A 21,296-nucleotide genomic window follows, 5' to 3' on the forward strand; every position below is an offset into this window, starting at 1 on the left:
TGAGCGCCCGCGTGTCGGTGTCTCGGCCCGAGCCCGGGCTCGACGTGTCGCCCGATATCGCCCGGCTGAGGCAAGAACTCGCCGCGATGCGGTCTCTGGCACCTGATGCACCGCACCACTTCCTGACGGCCAGCACCCATGCCGGCATCGACGATGCGATCACCGCTTACGCACGCGACAGCATCGCCGGCTCTGCCGCCGGCACGGCCGTGAGCCTGTGCAATCGCATCCATCGCGATTTCACCTATGACGGCGAAGCGACAACGGTGCGGACCCGGGCCAGTGATGCCTTCAAGTTGAAGCGCGGCGTCTGCCAGGACTTTTCACACATCATGATCGCCGGCCTGCGCGGGCTCGGTATTCCGGCCGGCTATGTCAGCGGCTTCTTGCGCACCATCCCGCCGAAGGGCAAGCCCCGGCTGGAAGGCGCCGATGCCATGCATGCCTGGGTCAAGGTCTGGTGCGGGCGCGATGCGGGCTGGCAGGAATTCGATCCGACCAACGGCATGCGGGCCAGCAACGACCATATCACCGTCGGCCACGGCCGCGACTATTCGGACGTGGCGCCGATCGTCGGCGTGCTCAAGACCACGGGGGGACAGGTTGGCGAGCAAGCTGTCGACGTCATTCCGGTCGTGCTCGAAAGAGCCTGAAGCAGGTCGTACACGCAGCGGTATTTGCGCCGCAATTCGGGATGGACAAGACTGCTTCTCAAATACCGATGCGGCCGCTAGTCTGTATTCGTTTCGGGGTGACGGTAGTTGTATCCTCAAGCGCATGGCGCGAGGTTTTGTAATTGAGAGCAATCAGCGTCGTCATTCCTGCCTGTAACGCGGCGGCGACCATTGCTGCAACGCTGGCATCGCTACGCAGCGAGGCCGAGATCATCGGCGAGATATTGCTGGTCGACGATGCGTCGACCGATGGCACGGCAACCATCGCGCGGGAGGCCGCGGCACAACTCTCGTTGCCGCTGCGCGTGCTGTCGGCCAAATGCCGCGATGCAGGCGGTGCCCGCAATTTGGCGCTGGCCGAAGCGGTCTATTCCTGGGTCTACCTGATCGATGCCGACGACCTGCATCTGCGGGGCGGGTTGCGCGCACTGCTCCGCAAGGCCCGGGAGCAGCCGGAGGCCGACATGATCGTGGGTGCCTACCGGCGACGGGTGAACGGCCAGGACCGGCAGATCAAGATGCCGAACGGCTATCAGGCTGCGTGCCTGGCAAATGCCTCGGCCTATGTGAAAGGCGACATACGTTCGGTCGCCGTGGGCAGCGTTCTGGCATCGCGGACCCTGATCGGCGAGACGCGGTTCCCCATCGGAATGGCCTATGACGAGGACACGCTGTTCTGGGCACGGCTGATGAGCAAGGCATCGCTCGCCATGGTCTCGCAACCTGTCATGGTCTATGAGGTTTCGCCGGTACGTTCCGATGACCGCTTTGCCCTCAACCCGGTGCGGCGCTTTCTGGACTGGCGCCGGGAACTGCGCACACTCACCGACTGCAACATCCCGTTGTCGGCGCTCAAGGCCAGGGAAGGGCTTGTCGCCCTCAAGATCGCCCGGGTCCACTATGCGCGCGGCGATCTGAGCACCGCGGCGCGCTTCCTGGCGGTAGCCGCGGCCGCGCCGAAGCGGCGCTCAGAAGCTTGGCGCTGCCTGCGCTACAGGTTCAAGCTCGCGGCGCGGCGGCGTTTGTCGGCGCCGCCGATCAAGCTGCAAGGCGCTCTGTAGGCGCCGGCCAGCGCGATATCGGCGCGAGGCGCTTTTCGGACGGCGGGTGGAACCAGGGGTCGGCCAGTGGCTTATCTACGGAATTCGCGTGGAGCCGACATGTTGCAAAAATCCGGATTGTCGCCCGGCCGACCGGCTGGCGAGGACGCTGTATCGCCAGATGGTGCGCCCAAAAACGGGGCACAAAGCTCGGCCGACCATGCGTCGCTTAGCTATGTCAGTGATGCTGAGCCCGGTATCCGGCGGCTGAAAACAGGCAAGGGGTTCTCCTACAAGGGACCGGACGGAGGAACAGTTTCGGACACTACCAGGGCCCGAATCGAGGCGATCGTCATTCCGCCGGCCTGGACGGATGTGTGGATTTCGCCGGACGCGGACGGCCATATCCAGGCAACCGGCAGGGACCAGCGCGGACGCAAGCAATATCGCTATCATCCGCAATGGGCCGAAGAGCGCGATGGTGCCAAATATTCGAGCCTGGTTGCTTTCGCCGAGAGCCTGCCGGACCTGCGGCACAGGATCGACAGCGATCTGCGCCGTCGTGGTCTGCCGTTCGAGCGTGTCGTCGCCGCGGTCGTCTGGCTGCTTGACAACACGATGATCCGGGTCGGCAATGCCGCCTACGCCCGCGACAACAAGAGTTTCGGGTTGACCACGTTGCGCGACCGGCATGTGGATATTGTCGGTTCAAGCCTGCGCTTTGCCTTCAAGGGCAAGTCGGGCAAGGAGTGGAAGCTGAAGCTGGTCGACCGCCGCATCGCCAGGATTGTGCGCGGCGCGCAGGACCTGCCAGGCCAGAAGCTGTTCCAGTATCTCGATGAGGACGGCAACAGACGGCCGGTCCGCTCCGAGGACGTCAACCGCTATATCCGTGAGGCGGTCGGCGACGCCTTCAGTTCGAAGCATTTCCGCACCTGGGGCGGCACCATTCACGCCGCGTCGCTGTTTGCCCAAACGGAACTGCCGCAAAGCCAGGCGCAGCGAAACAGGGCGATGAACAGCGTCATCGACAAGGTTGCCGAGCGGCTAGGCAATACGCGTGCCGTCTGCCGCAAATGCTATATCCATCCGCAGGTCTTCGAAGCGTGGTCCGAGGGGCGGTTGCTGAATGAAATGGCGCAAGCCAACAAACGCAAACGCTCCATCGATGGTCTCGATGACGAGGAAGCTCTCGTGCTGCGATGGCTGAAACTGGGAGAAAGCTGACCGGCGCGGCTGGCCGTGGCCAAATCCGTCCACATCTGGATTTTTTTATCGACGTCGTGTCGGGATCGGTCTTACTGTTTCGTCCTTTGACAGAGAAAAGGACCAGCCATGCTCTACGCAATCCTCTGCTATGCCTCCGAAGATGTAGTCTGCTCCTGGAGCAAGGCACAGGACGACGAGGTCATGGTCAATCTCCTCGACGTTCAGGACAAGTACGCCAAGGCTGGTCGGCTCGGCCCGGTGGCACGGCTTCTGCCGACGACCGCCGCGACGACCCTGAGAAAGGTCAAGGGCGAATCGGTCGTCATCGACGGGCCGTTCGCCGAGACCAAGGAACAGTTCCTCGGCTTCTACACGCTCGAATGCGCCGATCTCGACGAGGCGGTGGAGTTCGCCCGCGAGCTTTCCGAAGTCAACCCGAGCGGCGGCTCCTATGAGATCCGGCCGGTCTCGATCTTCAATCCCGCCAAGGTTTCCGCATGACCGAAATGGCCTGGATCAGCTCCGCGATCAGCGCCGCCCGCCCGCAGGCGATGGGTGCGCTGCTGCGTTATTTCCGCGATCTCGATACGGCGGAGGAAGCTTTCCAGGACGCGTGCCTCAGGGCGCTGAAGAACTGGCCGCAGAACGGGCCGCCGCGCGACCCGGCGGCGTGGCTGATCTTCGTCGGCCGCAACAGCGGCATCGATGCGGTGCGCAAGCGCGCCAAGCAGGCGCCGATGCCGGAGGAAGACCAGGTTTCGGATCTGGAGGACGCCGAGAGCGATATCGCAGAGCGGCTGGACGGGGCGCACTACCGCGACGACATATTGCGGCTGCTGTTCATCTGCTGCCATCCTGATCTGCCGGCAACGCAGCAGATCGCGGTGGCGCTGCGCATCGTCTCCGGTCTTACGGTCAAGCAGATCGCGCGCGCCTTCCTGGTTGGCGAAAGCGCCATGGAGCAGCGCATCACTCGCGCCAAGGCGCGCATTGCGGACGCCGGCGTGCCGTTCGAGACGCCGGGCGCGGTCGAGCGGTCGGAACGGCTCGCCGCCGTCGCCGCCATGGTCTACTTGGTCTTCAACGAGGGCTATTCGACCAACAGCGGCGAGGCGCCGGCCCGCGCACCGCTGTGCGAGGAGGCGATCCGGCTGGCACGGCTCCTGCTGCGGTTGTTCCAGACCGAGGCGGAGATCATGGGGCTGACGGCGCTGTTGCTTCTGCAGCATGCGCGCGCACCGGCCCGTTTCGACGAGAGCGGCGAGATCGTGCTGCTCGAAGACCAGGATCGCAGCCTGTGGAGCCGCAAGATGATCGATGAGGGGCTGGCGCTGGTCGACAAGGCGCTACGCCATCGCAAGCCCGGCCCCTACCAGGTGCAAGCGGCGATTGCCGCATTGCACGCGCGGGCCGAAAGGGCCGAGGATACCGACTGGAACGAGATCGACCTGCTCTATCGCTTGCTGGAGCAGATGCAGCCGTCGCCGGTGGTCACACTCAACCGGGCCGTCGCGGTCTCGAAGGTGCGTGGACCGGCAGAGGCGCTGGCCATGATCGAGCCGCTGGAAGAACGGCTTTCCGGCTATTTCCATTTTTTCGGCCTCAAGGGGGGCCTCTTGATGCAGCTCGACCGGGGCGACGAGGCGCGCGTCGCCTTCGACCGCGCCATAGCGCTTGCAAACACGGCGGCGGAAGCGGCACATATCCGCATGCATATCGACCGGCTGATCAGGGACGGTGCGGTACGCCCAGCGGCCAAGAAGGCAAACTGAGCGCCATCTGCCCCATCTGGCTCAATCGTGCAGTTTGGGCTTAGACCATGCCGGGGTGGTGATTTTCCCTTGAAACGAGTAATGCCACGCGATGATCGTGCCTGAGGTGCCTTTGTGCACGCGGGCAGCATGACGCCAGGCTTTGACCGGCATGCCTTTTGTGCATGTCGTTGTTCCAAAACCGGGGCACTTTTGGGCGACATGCATTATGAGCGACTGGATCTGAAAGGGACAAGAATGACGATAGGCAAGGAAACGACCGAACTGCTGGCGAAACTGGGTGTGGCCAAGGAGACGCTTGTCGGCGGCGACCTGATCGTGCGCAGCCCGGTGACGGGCGAGCAGATCGCGGCGCTGAGGACGATCTCGCCGGCCGAAGCGGCTAAGACCATCGATGCCGCGCACAAGGCCTTCCAGGCCTGGCGCATGGTGCCCGGCCCGCGGCGTGGCGAACTGGTGCGGCTGCTCGGCGAGGAGCTGCGCGCGCACAAGGCCGAGCTTGGCCGGCTGGTCTCGATCGAGGTCGGCAAGATCCCGTCCGAGGGGCTCGGCGAAGTGCAGGAGATGATCGACATCTGCGATTTCGCTGTAGGCCTCTCCCGGCAATTGTACGGCCTGACCATCGCCACCGAGCGCCCGGGCCATCGGATGATGGAAACCTGGCATCCGCTCGGCGTCGTCGGCGTCATTTCCGCCTTCAACTTCCCGGTGGCTGTGTGGTCGTGGAATGCAGCCCTGGCACTGGTCTGCGGCGACGCAGTGGTGTGGAAGCCGTCGGAAAAGACGCCGCTGACCGCACTTGCCTGCGAGGCTATCTTCAAGCGTGCGGTCGAGCGCTTCGGCGCGGACGCACCTGATGGCCTGGCGCCGGTGCTGATCGGCGACCGCGCCGTCGGCGAGATCCTGGTCGATCACCCCAAAGTGCCGCTGGTTTCGGCAACCGGCTCGACCCGCATGGGCCGCGACGTCGGCCCGCGGCTGGCCAAGCGCTTTGCGCGCGCGGTGCTGGAACTCGGCGGCAACAATGCCGGCATCGTCTGCCCGACCGCCGATCTCGACATGGCGCTGCGCGCGATTGCGTTTGGAGCGATGGGCACGGCCGGCCAGCGCTGCACGACGCTGCGGCGCCTGTTCGTGCATGACAGCGTCTACGACGCCTTGGTTCCGCGCCTCAAGAAGGCTTACGAGAGTGTGTCTGTCGGCAATCCGCTGGAGACCTCCTCGCTGGTCGGGCCGCTGATCGACAAGGCGGCCTTCGACGCCATGCAGAAGGCGCTGAAGGAAGCCGCTGCCCATGGCGGCAAGGTGACCGGCGGCACGCGGGTCGAGAACGGCCATCCGGATGCGTACTACGTGCACCCGGCGCTGGTCGAAATGCCAAGCCAGGTGTCACCGGTCACGGAAGAGACCTTCGCACCGATCCTCTACGTGATGAAATATTCGGATTTCGACGCGGTGCTCGACGAGCACAATGCCGTGGGGGCAGGCCTATCCTCGTCGATCTTCACCCGAGACCTGCAGGAATCCGAGCGTTTCCTGGGTGTCGACGGATCGGATTGCGGCATTGCCAATGTCAATATCGGTACCTCGGGCGCCGAGATCGGCGGTGCCTTTGGCGGCGAAAAGGAAACCGGGGGCGGCCGCGAGAGCGGCTCCGACGCATGGAAGGCCTATATGCGGCGCGCCACCAACACGGTGAACTATTCCAAGGCGCTGCCGCTCGCCCAGGGCGTGTCATTCGATATCGACTGAAAGGCTCGCCGGCTTGGGCATCCCCGCACGGGGGATGCCGCACCGGTCAGCTGCCTGCCGGCGAGTCGAAGGCCTTGACGAACGCGGCATCGATGATAGCCAGCTTGACGGCCTGGGCGGTCATGTATTCCCGGTAGAAATCGCCCGACACCCACATCACCGAATTGCCGCGCTGGCCAAGCCAGCCAACGCTGCCGAGGTCTTCGGCATCCCGCAGTTTGCGTGCCAGGTGGGTTCGCGACAGCTTGAGCCATTTGGCGAAATCGCCGATCGAGACGACGCCGGTCGGTATTTCAGCGAGGCCGGCATGGTCGGGATCGACGCCCGATATCAGCCAGTCAATGACGACGCCGCCATTGTTGAGCCAGGTGAACAGCGAAAAGGTCTGCCTGGGCTCGCGCACGGGGCTGGAGGAGATCAGGCCGTCGGCCACCAGCGGCTGCACCCTGGCGAGAGCATCGGGCCGCTCCAGAAACGTCGCCAGACGGTTCGCACCGTCGAGACTGTCCAGCGTGTGCAGGTGCGCCATCATCCAGCCGGCAACCGTCTCCAGCGTGTTCATCGTTGGCTGAATGGGGCGGATGCGGCCGTCCTGTGTTGCCGGCAGGTGCTCGATGAAATTGTAATGCAGCATCTCCTTGAGGAAGGCGTCGGCGGTGTTGCGGCTGGCGACGGAATTCTCCCGGATGACGTCGATGAAACGCGCCGCCGTCAACTGCTTGCGGTAATCATCGGGCTCCCGTCTGAAATGCAGGGCAAGGCCGATATGCGCCATCAACCAGCGCTGCTGGGTGGCAAATATCGAGGCAAGCCTCGGGTTCGTCCCATAGGCCTGGATCATCGCCTGCGCCTGGGCACGGACACAGCGATGCAATGCCGGGTGACCGGCAATATGGTCAAAGGTCTGCGTCATTCCCCCATGCTCCGATCCAGCCTTACGGCCACGAAGACGCAGATCACATTTTCAGCCTTCACGGCCCGTGTCCAGACGCGCCCTGTCTATAACAGGTTATGATCGCCAGGAGACAAGGTTCTCGGTCCGGGCAGATATCGATCGCGCCGATCCTTCAGCGGTCTTCCGGGGCTGGAAAACAGGCGTCGAAGGCCGCATCGACAATGGCCAGTTTGGCGGCCTGGACGGTCATGTACTCCTGGTAGAAGGTGTTCGATACCCACATCACCGAATGGCCGCGCTGGCCGAGCCAGCCGATGCTGCCGAGTTCCTCGGCAGCGCGCAGCTTGCGGGCGAGGTGGGTCCGCGAGAGCTTGAGCCATCTGGCGAAATCTCCGATCGACACCACGCTGGTCGGAATCCGGTCCAGGCCGGCATGATCGGGGTCGATGCCCGACATCAGCCAGTCCATGACGATACCGCCATTGTTGAGCCAGATGAACAGGGAAAAGGTCTGGTTGGGCTCGCGCACCGGCTTGGAGGCAAGCAGGCCGTCCGCCACCAGAGGCTGCAGCCTGGCAACCATATCGGGCCGCTCCAGGAAGCTGGCCAGCCGGTCGGCACCATCGAGATGATCCAGCGTCCGCAGATGAGCAAGGACCCAGCCGGTGAAAGTCTGCACGGTTGCCGCCGTTGGCTGCAAGGGGTGCGTGCGCCCGTCGCCACCCGAAACGTACTCGGCGACATGATAGTGCAGCATCTCCTTGATGAAAGCGTCCGCCGTGTTGCGGCTGGCCACCGCGTGCTGGTGTACGAACTCGATGAAACGCGATACCGTCAGCTCCTTGCGGCGGTCGTGCGGATCGCGCCTGAAATGCATGGCAAGGCCGACATGACCCATCAGCCAACGCTGCTGCGTGGCGAAAATGGAAGCCAGTCGCGGGCTCGTTTCATAGATGTCGATCAGCGCCAACGACTGTGCCTGGACACAGCGATGCAGGGCCGGATGGCCGGCAATGTCTTCCAGATTCAGCGCCTTCCTCCTCATGTTCCGAGTTAACTCCAACAGCGGAGTCGCGTCTACATTTTCCAGCCTTCGATAGCTGTGTCCAGAGGCACCGAATGCGAAGAGCAAGCCCAACCCGAACATGGGGCCGGCCACGACCGGTTGATGGTGGGATCCGCTAACCGGTTGTCATGCCCTGGGAAGCGGGCCGGTGATCTGCGGCTTGACGGGGATGGTGGAGAGTGAGTTACCGTGCCAAGTGCAATCGCGACAAAATCAGCCATCCAGCTGCGCGAACCGCGCCGCGCGTCAGTCTGCAGGGGCGTTTTCAACTGATCCATGGCGGCATCATCTCTCGCGCCCAATACGCGACCAAACCGGCCAGCTTTGGCCGGCCGGTTGGTACGATCGGCATCAGCCGCAGACGCGGACCTCTTCGATCACCCTGTGGTGGTGGCGCCAGTGCCTGACCAGTTCTTTGTGGCAGCGGTGATGCCGGTGGTGGCGGCGATATTCGCCGTACCGGTATCCGCCATTGTCATACTGAACGTCCTGGTCGCCATCATACTGATTGTCGTAATAGCGATCGCGGTGGTGACGGCGAATAACGATCCCACTATCGGAATCGTCATCCGGCAAATATCGGTCGTCATCGTCGGACTGGATGGTCACGCTTGCCGCGTGCGTCGGCGCAGTGATCGCCGCTGTCGCGGCCAATGCCAACAGGCAAGCCAGAATCAGCTTTTTCATCTCGTCCTCCTGCGCGTTCGAGACATGTTAACTCGGGGAAGAACTGGGCGTTCCGTCTAATTTTACACGCTTTGCGACGCGGAAGACATTAAGGCGTTATCGTCTACCCGCTCCAGGCGCACGAAGGCCGTCAGCGGCAGGTGGTCGGAGGCAACGCGCGAAAGCGGCGTGTCATGCGCGTTAATGGCGGCAATCATGCCGTGCCTGTTGGCCATGATCCGGTCGAGCGCCAGCAGTGGCAGGTTCGACGGGAAGGTGGGGACCGCCGGCGGCTGCGGGCCGAACGTTGCATGCAGCGTGTTGAGAGCGGAGCGGTTGCCAAGTCGCCATTCGTTGAGGTCGCCGAGCAGCAAGGTCGGTCTTTCGTCCGGGCTGTTCATCAGGTCGAGCACGACGCGCGCCTGCTGGGAGCGCGAGCGGCGCAGCAGGCCGAGATGGGCGGCGATGATGCGCAGCGTCTGGCTTCCATCGAGGTCGATCTCCGCCACCACCGCGCCGCGCGGCTCCAGTCCCGGAAGCTTGATCTGGTGCACGTCGCGAACGACGCCCTTCTTGAACAGCAAGACGTTGCCATGCCAGCCATGGCCCTTGCCGGTGGCCGAAATCGGCACCGGAACCAGGCCGGTTTCCCGTTCGAGCCGGGGCAGGTCGAGAAGCCCATTACGGTCGCCGAAGCGATTGTCGGCCTCCTGCAGCGCGATGAGATCCGGATCGATTTCGCGGATGACGCGGATGGTCCGTTCCGGGTCGAATTTCCTGTCGACGCCGATGCATTTGTGGACATTGTAGGAGGCAACCAGCGTGCCGGTGGTGGCTGTCGTCTTGAGTGCGGCGGCATTCGCTTTCTGCATCCGGCGGTCACGAAGGGACAGAAGCATGCTTGCCGGGAGGCTGCGTCCAATTCTGTGCATCTCTGTGCTGCTCGTCCTCGCTGGCATCAATTCAGAAGCCGGATACAGTGAAAATAGGCAATTTCCGCGTATGTTCCATGACGGACGAGTTCCTCAAGCGCACCTCCGCCTTAGAGATAGGGTGAACCGAGCCACAATACCCGGTCGAACAGCCTGATAAGAAACGGCCGGGCTCGCAAGGCTTCCAGCGTCACCGGCACGGCGGAGGCGATCGCCGACCCGATCCGCGCCTCGATCTCGCTGGCAAAGCCGGCATCGAGCACCTCCAAGTCGATCTCGAAATTCAGCCGCAGCGATCGGGCGTCTAGATTGGAAGAGCCGACATAGGCCCACACTCCGTCGATCGAAAGCAGCTTCGAATGGTCGAACGGTCCCTCGGTGCGCCAGACACGGCAATAGTGTTTGAGCACCTGATCGAACTGCGCCATCATCGCGCGGTCGACGAGGAAAAGATTGTTCACCGCCGGCACCACGATGTCGATTTCGACCCCGCGCCTGCCGGCGGTGATCAGCGCGCTGATCAGTTCCCGATCCGGCAGGAAATAGGGCGACATCACGCGTATAGACTTGCGGGCGACCGAGAATGCACCGATCAGCAGCTTGTGGTTGGTCTCGTTGCTGGCATCCGGGCCGGAAGCGACCGCCCGCACCATCATCGGTGCGCCTGGCGACGGCGACAGCGGGGCGATGCGCCAGGCGTCGCCTTTCAGCGCCTCGTTGGTGGCGAAGCGCCAGTCCTCGGCGGCAACCGAAAAGAGGTCGGCGACGATCGGACCGGTCACCCGGAAATGTGTGTCCCTGGCGCTGTTGGAGCCGGCGAATTCGGCGGAGAAGCCTTTTCGGATGTTCATGCCCCCGGTGAAGGCGGCGATGCCGTCGACCACCAGGATCTTCCGGTGGGTCCTCAGATTGGCGTAGGGCAGGCGCAGGCCCATGACGATGTTGCCGTTGAAGACATCGGCGGGGATGTTGGCCTCGCGCAAATGCCCCAGGATGCTCGGCACCGAGTAGCGGGCGCCGACGGCATCGATCAGCACGCGGACGGTGACGCCTCGGTGGACGGCGCCGGCAAGCGCCTGGACGAAGAGCAGGCCGACGGCGTCATTGTCGAAAATATAGGTCTCGAGCAGGACGCTGCGCTCGGCACCATCGATGGCCGCGCACATGGCGGCATAGGCCTCGTCGCCGGTCTCCAGCACATCGATTGCATTTCCAGGATTGAGCGCGCGCCGCGCCACCCTGTCGCCCAATGTCCGCAAGCCCGTGAACCGTTGCCCGTAGCGCTCGACGATCAGAGCCTCTTCGACAGCGACGTCGCGCTCGTGCTTGGCGGACACCGCGCCATCGGCAAACGGGCGCTGGGCGGTGATCGTGGCGCGGCGAATGCGGTTGATGCCGGCGACGGCATAGATCAGCACGCCGAGGATCGGGGACAGCACCATCACGCCGACCCAGCCGGTGGCGGCGCGGACATCTTCCTTGGTCATGACGGCATGGACGATGCCGAGCGTCGCCATCACCACGGAGATGATCGCCAGAATTTGCGGCCAGTGAGTCGCCAGGGTCGCCAACATGCCGAGACTATCCAGCGAGCGGTTGCAGAAGGCAATGCAGCCGCTCGTGCCGTGCATTCGGTGGATGGTGGCATGCGGCCTTGGCTGAAGAGTTCGACCGGCCGCAGAGATCGATGGGTTGAAGCACCCCGATAGATCCTGTTCAGAAGGACAAACCTGACCCAGGGGAAGCATAAAGCCTGGCATCGTCCTGTTCTTCCCAGGCCCACCGAAGCCTCTTATGCTTTGGTACCACCTCTATTGTATATCAGGAGGAATGAATTTAGTTATATAAACACTTTGATTGATGGCGAGGGGGGCGCTGAATGATGAAATTCAACTTCGATGGACCTCCCGGCGATGACGCAGTTGCGGACACGTCGGCAGAATGCCAACGCCAATTGCTGCCTCTCGTCCGTGAGATCGTTCAGGCAGCGGTCGCTGCCGGGTGGAGCGAGGAGGACGTTCTTCTGGGGTTTGTGGAACTTACATGGGATTTGTACGAGAATCGTCGCGACGATCTGCAATGACCGGCAGCAAATCGGGTAGCTCTGCATTGCCTTGAAGGGCTGCTGAATTGGTCGAATTGTCCAAACCTGAAGCAGGGCTCCGAACTCAGGCCAACCAGAGGCCTCGCGGCAGCGGGCTCGGTGTGGCAGCTTTTGCGCGGGCAGCTTTCACGATAGGAATTTTTTCTTGACTCGGTGACCTCAGCTAAGGTATAAATTCGTGCATGGTGCTGATTTGCGCCAGTGACCCGCCGAACAGGCGGGTTTTTCGTTTGATGCTCCGTCAGCCAATGCGCCGGCGAAGGTTCCGAAATGGTCCAGCCCTTGCCTTGTTGACTGGTCCGTCTTCTTATCCCGAACAAAATTTTTTCTTTGCGTACGGATGTTATTCACACTCCGCGCCATGTGCGTTACGTTGGATCCGGGTCGGGCTAAGGGGGATTTCAGGCGGCGGACAAGCGGCTGAGGCCAGGCAATGAAAAATACGGACGATGCTCGGGAAAGCGGCGTTTCCCGGGGCGTCAATCGAGAACGGACAGCTCGATTTGTCCTGGACATAATTCCTGAAAGCGCCGGGCCCAGGAGGGTCACCGCGCGGGGGAGTGTCATATCCTCCGTCCGCGATCCCGTCTCGCAGACATTCATCGTTCGCCGTCCGGCCGGAACGATCCGATGAATGGCGATGCCGGTCGGCTTCGATCAATCACGAATTGTTTTTCGGGGGAACGAGGAGGAAGGCCTCCGGTTGAACCTCATCTGGGACGTGTCAGGAGGCCGAAAAATGCCGGGTGATGATGGTTTCCCCGGACCGGCTTCCGGAACCAATCTGCGACAGCCGACGCTCAACGCGAAAGGCGGACTTTCGGTCCGCAGCACACGCCGCGTGCAGGAATTTCTGGACAAGAACTTTACGCGCAAGCTGGCGCTTGCCGAAATGGCCGCTGTTTGCGAGCTTTCGCCGTACCACTTCATGCGGGCTTTCTCGAGGACGTTCGGGGTGCCGCCGCACCAGTATGTCCTCGAGCTGCGGCTGGATTTGGCTGAAAGACTGCTTGCCGACAGCCGCATGACGATCGCCGACATCGCGCATTCCTGCGGATTTTCAAGCCAGAGCCATTTTACCACCGTGATGAAGAAATACCGCCAGGTGACGCCGCTGCAGCTGCGGGTGGGCAAGCTTAACGCCAAGGTTAGATGAGGCGGCGCTTAGGTCGTTGCTTTATTTCTTGGTTTTAAAGCATTGGCTAAGGTAACAAGCCGTTAACCTCTGCAGGTTTGCTCCGATCTTTTCTCACAAGGCAGCAATTTCGTGAAATACCGCGGGCAGGAATCATGTCTTCCTGCGGTGGAGCGGAATTGTCAGACATTTCGTGCCGGCCAGCGGAGAGGGAACCATGACCGACAACCAGTTTTCGAACGGCTCGCTTCTTGTTCAGCGTCGCGCGGCGCATTTCGCCGGGCACTGGATCGCGGGGGCCGATGTCAGTTCCCGCTCGGTTCGCCGCCGCCTGATGGCGGTGCTGCGGATGGCGCATCGTGCGCTCGGTATGGGGCGCAAGCGCCTGGGGCTGGGAACTTTGGGCGTTGGCGGGATGCTCGGGGCCGTGGTGGGGATCATGGTCCCGCAGCCGGCGTTCGCGCAGCTTGCCATTGGTAACGGGGTTCTGACCAACACCGCGAACTGCACGACTCCCTCCGCGGGGGTGCAAAGCACAGCGATCGGATGTGCCACCAGCGCCACCGGCTCCGCCTCGACCGCCATTGGTGCTGGCGCCAAGGTGAATGGTGACAACGGCGTGGCGATAGGCACCGGTAACACCGCAACGGGCAATGCTTCGATCGCCATCGGCTATACGATGAGTGCCACTGGCCTCAACGCCATAGGCATAGGCGTCTTCGCGAACGCGACCGGCGTCAATGCTCTTGCCGTAGGCGGGAACGCCCGCGCGCTCGTGGATGGAGCATCAGCTTTTGGTGTCAACAGCACCGCAAACGGGGCGAACGCGACTGCCATCGGCTCCACGGCTACTGCTGGCGCCGCCGCGACGGCCGTTGGCGTATCGAGCCAAGCGACCGGCGGCAATTCCGTCGCTATCGGCAGCGTAAGCCAGGCTTCGGGGAACAGTTCGACCGCCCTCGGCACGGGGACCGTCGCCAACAGCTTTGGTACCGCGGTTGGATCGACCAGCCAAGCAACCGGCGGCAACGCGACCGCAATGGGAGCGGGTAGTAACGCAAGCGGCGGCAATTCGATAGCGCTGGGAGTGGTCAGCCAGGCAACCGGCGCCAATTCTCTCGCCGCCGGGAACGGCGCCAACGCCAGCGGAGTCTCGGGCGTCGCCGTCGGCAACGCTGCTAGGGCGACCGGCAACAGCTCAACGGCACTCGGGGTGCAAGCGGTGGCGATCGGCGACAGCACGGTTGCGGTCGGGCAGGGTGCGGGTGCCGGCTCGACCACCGGAAATGCCAGCTCGGTCGCGGTGGGCATCGCGGCAGGCACGCTCGTCAGCGGCGGACAGAATACCGCTGTCGGCGGCGGCGTCCCAAGCGTCTTGAGAGGCGCTGGCTCCGGCGTCACGGGGCAGCGCAATGTCGCCCTCGGCACTGGTGACGGCGCCGTTGCCTATGACGCAACGCTCTCCGCCTCCGCGGGCAATCTGGTCACCGGCAACGACAACATCGCGATCGGAACCAATGCCGGTATTGGTGTCGCCGTCAGCAACACCGCGTCGATCGGCCACAACGCCCAAGCCAGCCAGACTAACGCCGCCGCCATTGGCACGGGATCCATCGCCAGCGGCGTGAATTCCATCTATCTGGGCGCACGCTCCGCTGTCGGAACGGGGGCTCTCGCTCAGAGCGCGATCGCTATCGGCGTGGACGTGACGGCAAACGTGGCTGATGCCACGGCGATCGGCCGTACAAGCGTGGCATCGGCCCAGTTCGCCGTCGCAATCGGGGTAAATTCCCGTGCGACGGGGATAAGCTCGTCAACGCTCGGCCCCAACGCACTCGCCTCAGGCAATTTCGCATTGGCTTTCGGCAATGCCGCCGTGTCGAGTGGAATCGGCTCGGTCGCGATTGGATCGGGTGCCCAGGGCACGGATGTTGGCGCCGTGGCGCTCGGCAATGGCGCCCGTGCGACCCTCGCGCGCGCAACGGCGCTGGGCGTTAGCGCATCGGCGAGTGGCGCGAGCGCGCTGGCGATGGGCGATACCGCGAACGCGAGTGCCCAGAACGCGATCGCCGCCGGAACGAACGCGGTCGCAAACTCCGTCGACGCCGTCGCCATCGGCACCAACGCAAACGCAAGCGGCGGCAAGGCTGTCGCCATCGGTGCGGGCAACGTCGCTTATGGAGACGGCGCGGTTGCCATCGGCGATCCGAGCTTCGCCAGCGGCACCGGCGCCTTCACCGGCGGCGCAAACAACATCGCCAACAGCGACGGCACGGCGACCGCCACCGCGGCCAACGCGGCCAACGGTGCCGTCGCCATCGGCAACAACAACAAGGCGATCGGCCAAGGCTCAGTGGCGTTGGGCAACGGCTCCACGGCAGGTGCCGCCGGCCTCGCCGGGAATATCGCATTTGGCGATGGCGCGACGGCGGCGGCAAGCTCCGGCGACGTGGCGCTCGGCTCGGGCTCGGTGACCACCACGGCGGTCGGCACGGCCAGTGGGGTGGTCAATGGCACGACCTATGCCTTCCAGGGCACCAACCCGACCTCGACGGTCAGCATCGGCGCGCCCGGCGCGGAACGCACTATCACCAATGTCGCCGCGGGTCGGATCAGTTCGACGTCGACCGACGCCATCAACGGCTCGCAGCTCGCCGCCACCAACCAGGCCGTCGATGCCATCGGCGCCGTCGTCAACAACATCAATGTCGGCGGCGGCATCAAGTATTTCCATGCCAACTCGACGGCGGCGGACTCCTCGGCGACGGGCACGGACTCCGTCGCGATCGGACCCGTCGCGACCGCAACGGGGACGAACGCCATCGCGGCCGGTGTCAATTCGAGCGCATCCGACGCCAATGCGTCGGCCTTCGGCAGCGGCGCCGTCGCATCGGCGCTCGACGCAACGGCGATGGGCTACATCTCCAACGCCTCGGGCCAATACAGCACCGCCATCGGCGCGAATGCCAACGCGACAGCGACCTCCACCACCGCGATCGGCCAGAACGCCTTTGCTACCGGCCTCCAGGCGACCGCTCTCGGCATGCAAGCGAATGCCAGCGCCGCGGATGCGCTCGCGCTGGGTGCAAACTCGACCGCTGGCAACGCAGGCGATGTGGCGCTCGGCTCGGGCAGTGTCACCGACGTCGCCGTCGGCACGCCGAGCACCGTAATCAACGGCACAACTTACGCTTTCCAGGGCACCACTCCGATTTCGACGGTCAGCGTCGGCACGGTCGGCGCGGAACGTACCATCACCAATGTCGCCGCGGGGCGGATCAGTTCGACGTCGACCGACGCCATCAACGGTTCGCAGCTCGCCGCCACCAACCAGGCCGTCGACGCCATCGGCACCACGCTCAGCACCATTGGCGGTTCGGTGACCGATCTCGGCAACACGATCAACAACATCGCCGGCGACACCTCGACCGCCTATACCGACGCCAATGGCGAGGGCATCCGCTACGCCCGCACCAACGAGGCCGGTCTGGCGCAAACCGATTCCTTCGCACAAGGGGTCGGCTCCACCGCCGTCGGCTACCAGGCGACCGCGACCGGCGACAGCGCGCTGGCGCTCGGCCGCGACAGCAATGCCAGCATCGACGGCGGCGTGGCGCTCGGTTCGGGCTCGGTTTCCGATCGTGCGATCGCTCCGACTACCGGGCAATTGCCCGCCGGCCCATCCAACTTCATCCAGTACAACACCACCGACAAGACGCTGCTCGGCGCCGTTTCGGTGGGCGATGCCACCTCGTACCGGCAGATCACCAATGTGGCCGACGGCACCCAGGACCAGGACGCGGTGACGGTGCGCCAACTCGCCGGCGCCATAGCTGCCGTATCGGTCACCTCGACCAAGTATTTCCATGCCAATTCGGCGGCGGGCGACTCGCTGGCGGTCGGGGCAGAGTCGGTCGCGGTCGGTCCGACCACGGTCGTCAACGGCGACAACGGCATCGGCATCGGCAACGGCGCCATCGTCGACCAGACCGCACCCGGCGGAACCGCGATCGGCCAGAACGCCCATGTCATGCTGGCCGACGGCCTGGCCTTCGGCACCAATTCGCTGGCGTCCGGCATCCAGTCGGTGGCGCTCGGCGCCGGCGCCCAGAGCACCTTCATCAACAGCGTGGCGCTCGGTGCGCAGTCCATCACCACGGTCGGCGCGCAGGCAGGCTACACGGCCTTTGCGCTCGCCGGTCCGCAAACGTCGGTCGGCGAGGTGTCGATCGGCTCTGCCGGGGCCGAACGCAAGCTCACCAATGTCGCGGCGGGCTCTGCCGACACCGACGGCGTCAACGTTTCGCAGTTGCGCGGCGTGACGCAAAACGTCAGCAACCTGTTCGGCGGCGGCACGACCGTCAATCCCGACGGCTCGATCACCGGCCCGACCTACAACATCCAGGGCAACAACTATTCCACCGTCTATGACGGCTTCACGGCCGTCGACAATGCGCTGACCAGCATCAGCAATGGCGGCGGCATCAAGTATTTCCACGCCAACTCGACGCTGGCCGACAGCATCGCCGGCGGCACCAACGCCGTTGCGATCGGACCGGAGAGCGTGGCGAGCGGCACCGACAGCCTGGCCGCGGGACATGGCTCGACGGCCGCTGGGCAAGGCGCCGTCGCGCTCGGCCAGGGCGCGCAGGCCAACAATGCCAACGATGTGGCGCTCGGTTCCGGTTCGGTGACGCAGACCGCCGTCGGGACCTCCAGCACCGTCATCAACGGCAAGACCTACACTTATGCCGGAACGACTCCAACCGGAACCGTCAGCGTCGGCGACGCCGGCGCCGAGCGGACGATCACCAATGTCGCTGCCGGCCGCGTGTCTTCCGACAGCACCGATGCGATCAACGGCTCGCAGCTCTACGCCACCAATACGGCGATCGAGGATCTGAAAGCCGGCGTCGGAAACCTTACCGAGAACGCGGTGACCTATGACGCCCCGGGCGGCGTCAAGTCGAACACCATCACGTTGCAGGGCGGCGACGTCAACGCGCCGGTCGTCATCTCCAATGTCGGCCCCGGCGTCAAAGGGACCGATGCGGTCAACGTCGACCAGATGAACCAGGGCCTGACCGCGGGCAAGAGCTATACGGACAACCGCGTAGCCTACGCTATCGATACGTCCAACGACTACACCGACAAGGTGGCGGTCACGACCTTGCAGCAGGCCAACGACTATACCGACCAGAAGCTCAGCCAGCTCAATTCGGACATTAGCGGCATCCGCGACGAGGCGCGGCAGGCGGCCGCAATAGGCCTTGCGGCTGCCTCGCTGCGCTATGACGACCGGCCCGGAAAGCTGAGCGTGGCGGCGGGCGGCGGCTTGTGGCGGGACGCAGGCGCGTTCGCCTTCGGTGCGGGCTACACCAGCGAAGACGGCCGCATCCGGGGCAATCTGTCGGGCACGGCCGCGGGTGGGCATGTCGGTGTCGGTGCCGGCATCAGCTTCACCTTGAACTGAGGCAGGAATGAAAGGACTTGTTGCCCTGACCTGCCTGGCGCTCTGCGGCGGCCTGGTGCCGGCCGCCGGGCAGGTCGCCTCGACCTACAGGATCAAGCCATCGGACGTGGTGGTGCCGCCCGAGGTGAAGCTCGGCGACTATCAGCGCACCATCCGCCCATTCGATAACTGGACGCTGATCTGCGACGAGAACCTCAAGGCCCGCAAGAAGGTCTGCAACGTCTCGCAGATCATCGAGGACGCAGCAGGCAAGATGGCCTTCAGCTGGTCGCTTGCCGCCACACAGGACGGCAAGCCTTACATGATCCTGCGCACCGCTGCGAATGCCAGGAGCGATGGCCTGGTGTCGCTGAAGTTCGATGGACAGAAGCAGCCGATCGACGTGCACCTGAACGGCTGCAACGAAATGGTCTGTGTCGGCATGTTGCCGGTCGGCCCCCTCATGCGCCGGCAGATCTCGCAGAATGCGACACCGGCGATCTCCTATTCGACAGTCGACGGCCAGACGATCACCGTGACCGCAACACTCAAGGGGCTGTCAGAGGCCCTTTCACCACTCAAATAATCGGGGCATCACCATGAGCCAGCAGGACCAGTTCACGTCCGCGAAACGCACTCCGGCCGTCGAGGCGGATCGGCAGAGGCGGGCCGAGCCCCCACGGCGGCGCTGGCCACGCGTGGCCGGATATTCATTGCTGGGATTGGTCGTGGCGGGGCTTGGCTTCGCCGCCGGGAACTATGCCGCGATCGCCAATCTGGTCGGCGGCGCGACGGCCGCACCTGCAGAAACTGCGGCGGCCCCCGTGCTTCCGGACACGCCCTTCCTCGAGCATGTCAAGCAGGCCGGTGTGCAGGCCTGCTCGACCGTCTATCCGACGCTCGGACAGATTCTGACGAACGGCACGAAATACAGCGTCAAATCCCTGTGGAACGATCAGGCGGCCGACAAGCACGCCATCCAGGCCTTTGTCGGCATGGACTATGCGTCGGAACGCTATAGCGGACCGGCCGCCGGCATCGTGTTCGCTTCGCCTACTGCCACCGGTTGCGAAGGGGCGATGGTGCGGGTGGCGCCGTTCGCCAGCCCGTGCGCCGACATCGCATCCATCCTGCCGCAGGGCAGCAAGATTACCGACCATCTCGGGCAGGTCGAGGTCTACGAACTCGGCGGCAATGCCGGTGAAGCGCTTCTCCTGCCGACGGGCAAAAGCTGTGTGGTGATCTCCCTCGCTTCGGCGGCGAAGTAGGACGCGAAGCGATTGAGGTTAAGGAAAGGATGGCCGACCATGAGATCGCAGGCTTTGGCAGTTTTGGGCTTGACCCTGTTGTGGAGCGGACAAGTCGTCTCAGCCGACCTTGTGGCCCCATCGGAGCCGCAACAGGAGGAAAAAGGCATATGGGCGGCCATTGCCTATTCGCAGGCCGATAGCAAATACGGCTTCTTCTGGGGCGCCGACAAGCGGCAGGAAGCGAAGGACATCGCACAGAAATATTGCGAAAACGCGGGCGGAAAAGCCTGCAACGTCGTCACCGTCTTCCGCAACCATCGCCATTGGAATGATGACGACGAGACCGGCTTTCCCTACAAGCACTGCGGTGCCCTCGCCGTGGCGGACAAGGTGGAGAACCGTTTTACGCCCTGGGGCGTGAACTCGGCAGAGACCCGTCGGGAAGCGGAGGATCTCGCTTTGCAGGCCTGCGAGGCGACGGGAGAGAAATGCAAGATCCGCGAGTGGGTCTGCACATGAAGCCTGGCCCGAAGGCCGTCTCCGCATGTGGGGCAATTCTATTCTCGTTGATGTCGCCGGCGTCCGCCCAGCAACAGGTGGCGGCTGTCCCGGACGGACCGTCATCGCTGCGTGAGGTCTATCAGGACTGGAGTGTGACCTGTTCGGTTCGCGAGAAGGCGAGAGTGTGCTCGCTCGCGCAAGACCAGGTCCAGCAGAACGGGCAGAGGCTTCTTGCCGTGGAGATCGCGGCACGCCCGGACGGCTCGACGACGGCTACCTTGCTTTTGCCCTTCGGCATCCTGCTCGATCCGGGCGTGACGCTGCAGATCGATGATCAGCCGCCACTGTCCCCGCAGCGATTCAGGACTTGCCTGCCGACGGGTTGCGTCTCCGTCTTTACCGTCGATCGGCCGACGCTTGGAAAGCTGAGGGGAGGCTCGGTGCTGAAGCTCAATGTCACGACGGACGCCGAGACCCCGCTGAGCTTCCCGGTGTCGCTTCGCGGCCTGACCGCGGCGCTCGACCGCATGGTGGCGTTGAGCGCAAATTAGAGATACGCGCTGACCAGCTTTTGGCCGTGATGAGCGACATGACGCGCAAGCCGGCCGCCACTATGGAGTATTTTTTGGACGCGGCACCCAAGGGGGGCGTGCCTGAAAAAGCGTTCAACCTCCGGTTGGATTGTCGACAACCGCTATCCGAACCGGCCATGATTCTGGGCATATCGGCCCACTGGCCTGCGATTTTTTGTGCTTGCCCACTGAATGGGGCGTCCGGATACAACCGCAGCGAGCCGACGTTATGTGCTATTTTTGCTACATCTCGCAGCCTTGTTGCCCAAAAAGGCT

The 21,296-nt window shown here is 63.8% G+C and carries 19 protein-coding genes; 13 read left to right on the plus strand and 6 right to left on the minus strand.

Annotated elements, in window-relative coordinates; genetic code table 11:
- The coding region (locus EOB59_RS21775) for a transglutaminase family protein (protein WP_245486699.1) at positions 1 to 653 on the plus strand (653 nt) is incomplete at its 5' end.
- Positions 654 to 711: 58 nt separating this feature from the next.
- Here the strand turns inward: EOB59_RS21775 and EOB59_RS36555 are convergent.
- Positions 712 to 888, minus strand: a complete 177-nt coding sequence (locus tag EOB59_RS36555; RefSeq protein WP_245463595.1) for a hypothetical protein — start codon at positions 886 to 888, stop codon at positions 712 to 714.
- Here EOB59_RS36555 and EOB59_RS21780 point away from each other — a divergent pair.
- From EOB59_RS21780 to EOB59_RS21800, 5 genes are all read left to right on the plus strand, one after another.
- The gene (locus EOB59_RS21780; RefSeq protein ID WP_245486700.1) at positions 857 to 1,735 is read left to right on the plus strand and encodes a glycosyltransferase family A protein; all 879 of its coding nucleotides are present in this window, start codon (positions 857 to 859) and stop codon (positions 1,733 to 1,735) included. The genes EOB59_RS36555 and EOB59_RS21780 overlap by 32 nt on opposite strands.
- Positions 1,736 to 1,834: 99 nt before the next feature.
- Positions 1,835 to 2,941 carry a DNA topoisomerase IB gene (locus EOB59_RS21785; RefSeq protein ID WP_128289213.1) on the plus strand — a complete coding sequence of 369 codons (1,107 nt, stop codon included), beginning with the start codon at positions 1,835 to 1,837 and terminating at the stop codon, positions 2,939 to 2,941.
- A gap of 108 nt (positions 2,942 to 3,049) precedes the next feature.
- On the plus strand, positions 3,050 to 3,424 hold the full coding sequence (locus tag EOB59_RS21790; RefSeq protein ID WP_128289214.1) for a YciI family protein: 375 nt from the start codon (positions 3,050 to 3,052) through the stop codon (positions 3,422 to 3,424).
- Positions 3,421 to 4,695, plus strand: coding sequence for an RNA polymerase sigma factor (locus tag EOB59_RS21795; RefSeq protein WP_127809438.1), 1,275 nt, complete (start codon positions 3,421 to 3,423; stop codon positions 4,693 to 4,695). Before EOB59_RS21790 ends, EOB59_RS21795 begins: the two co-directional genes overlap by 4 nt.
- Positions 4,696 to 4,911: 216 nt before the next feature.
- Entirely contained in the window at positions 4,912 to 6,447 is a 1,536-nt protein-coding gene (locus EOB59_RS21800) for an aldehyde dehydrogenase family protein (protein WP_174800350.1), read from the plus strand.
- Between the two features lie 46 nt (positions 6,448 to 6,493).
- On the opposite strand, the gene EOB59_RS21805 is transcribed toward EOB59_RS21800, so the two are convergent.
- The 5 genes from EOB59_RS21805 to EOB59_RS21825 form a co-directional block, all read right to left on the minus strand.
- Complete coding sequence (locus EOB59_RS21805; protein ID WP_128289215.1) at positions 6,494 to 7,360, minus strand: hypothetical protein; 867 nt, start codon at positions 7,358 to 7,360, stop codon at positions 6,494 to 6,496.
- 154 nt (positions 7,361 to 7,514) lie between these two features.
- The gene (locus tag EOB59_RS21810; RefSeq protein ID WP_128289216.1) at positions 7,515 to 8,387 is read right to left on the minus strand and encodes a hypothetical protein; all 873 of its coding nucleotides are present in this window, start codon (positions 8,385 to 8,387) and stop codon (positions 7,515 to 7,517) included.
- A gap of 372 nt (positions 8,388 to 8,759) precedes the next feature.
- Entirely contained in the window at positions 8,760 to 9,095 is a 336-nt protein-coding gene (locus tag EOB59_RS21815; RefSeq protein WP_127809442.1) for a hypothetical protein, read from the minus strand.
- Positions 9,096 to 9,157: 62 nt separating this feature from the next.
- Positions 9,158 to 10,006, minus strand: coding sequence for an endonuclease/exonuclease/phosphatase family protein (locus EOB59_RS21820; RefSeq protein ID WP_127320291.1), 849 nt, complete (start codon positions 10,004 to 10,006; stop codon positions 9,158 to 9,160).
- Between the two features lie 110 nt (positions 10,007 to 10,116).
- Positions 10,117 to 11,580 (minus strand): phosphatidylserine/phosphatidylglycerophosphate/cardiolipin synthase family protein, encoded by a 1,464-nt coding sequence (locus tag EOB59_RS21825; RefSeq protein ID WP_127809444.1) that lies wholly within the window; start codon positions 11,578 to 11,580, stop codon positions 10,117 to 10,119.
- A gap of 305 nt (positions 11,581 to 11,885) precedes the next feature.
- Between EOB59_RS21825 and EOB59_RS21830 the strand changes: the two genes are divergently transcribed.
- The 7 genes from EOB59_RS21830 to EOB59_RS21865 all read left to right on the plus strand — a co-directional run bounded on the left by EOB59_RS21830 (position 11,886) and on the right by EOB59_RS21865 (position 20,999).
- Positions 11,886 to 12,089, plus strand: coding sequence for a hypothetical protein (locus EOB59_RS21830; RefSeq protein ID WP_164749109.1), 204 nt, complete (start codon positions 11,886 to 11,888; stop codon positions 12,087 to 12,089).
- A gap of 655 nt (positions 12,090 to 12,744) precedes the next feature.
- Positions 12,745 to 13,266 carry an AraC family transcriptional regulator gene (locus EOB59_RS21840; protein WP_127809445.1) on the plus strand — a complete coding sequence of 174 codons (522 nt, stop codon included), beginning with the start codon at positions 12,745 to 12,747 and terminating at the stop codon, positions 13,264 to 13,266.
- A 196-nt stretch (positions 13,267 to 13,462) separates the two neighbouring features.
- Positions 13,463 to 18,718 (plus strand): YadA-like family protein, encoded by a 5,256-nt coding sequence (locus EOB59_RS21845; protein WP_128289217.1) that lies wholly within the window; start codon positions 13,463 to 13,465, stop codon positions 18,716 to 18,718.
- Between the two features lie 7 nt (positions 18,719 to 18,725).
- Complete coding sequence (locus EOB59_RS21850; RefSeq protein ID WP_128289218.1) at positions 18,726 to 19,283, plus strand: invasion associated locus B family protein; 558 nt, start codon at positions 18,726 to 18,728, stop codon at positions 19,281 to 19,283.
- A gap of 13 nt (positions 19,284 to 19,296) precedes the next feature.
- Positions 19,297 to 19,965: a hypothetical protein gene (locus EOB59_RS21855; RefSeq protein ID WP_128289219.1), complete on the plus strand. Its 669-nt coding sequence runs from the start codon at positions 19,297 to 19,299 to the stop codon at positions 19,963 to 19,965.
- A 39-nt stretch (positions 19,966 to 20,004) separates the two neighbouring features.
- Positions 20,005 to 20,466, plus strand: a complete 462-nt coding sequence (locus EOB59_RS21860) for a DUF4189 domain-containing protein (protein ID WP_127809449.1) — start codon at positions 20,005 to 20,007, stop codon at positions 20,464 to 20,466.
- Positions 20,463 to 20,999, plus strand: a complete 537-nt coding sequence (locus EOB59_RS21865) for an invasion associated locus B family protein (RefSeq protein ID WP_245481874.1) — start codon at positions 20,463 to 20,465, stop codon at positions 20,997 to 20,999. Before EOB59_RS21860 ends, EOB59_RS21865 begins: the two co-directional genes overlap by 4 nt.
- The last annotated feature ends 297 nt before the right edge of the window (positions 21,000 to 21,296 follow it).

It is taken from the genome of Mesorhizobium sp. M7A.F.Ca.MR.176.00.0.0 (genome assembly GCF_004023165.1).
Classification (GTDB): Bacteria; Pseudomonadota; Alphaproteobacteria; order Rhizobiales; family Rhizobiaceae; genus Mesorhizobium.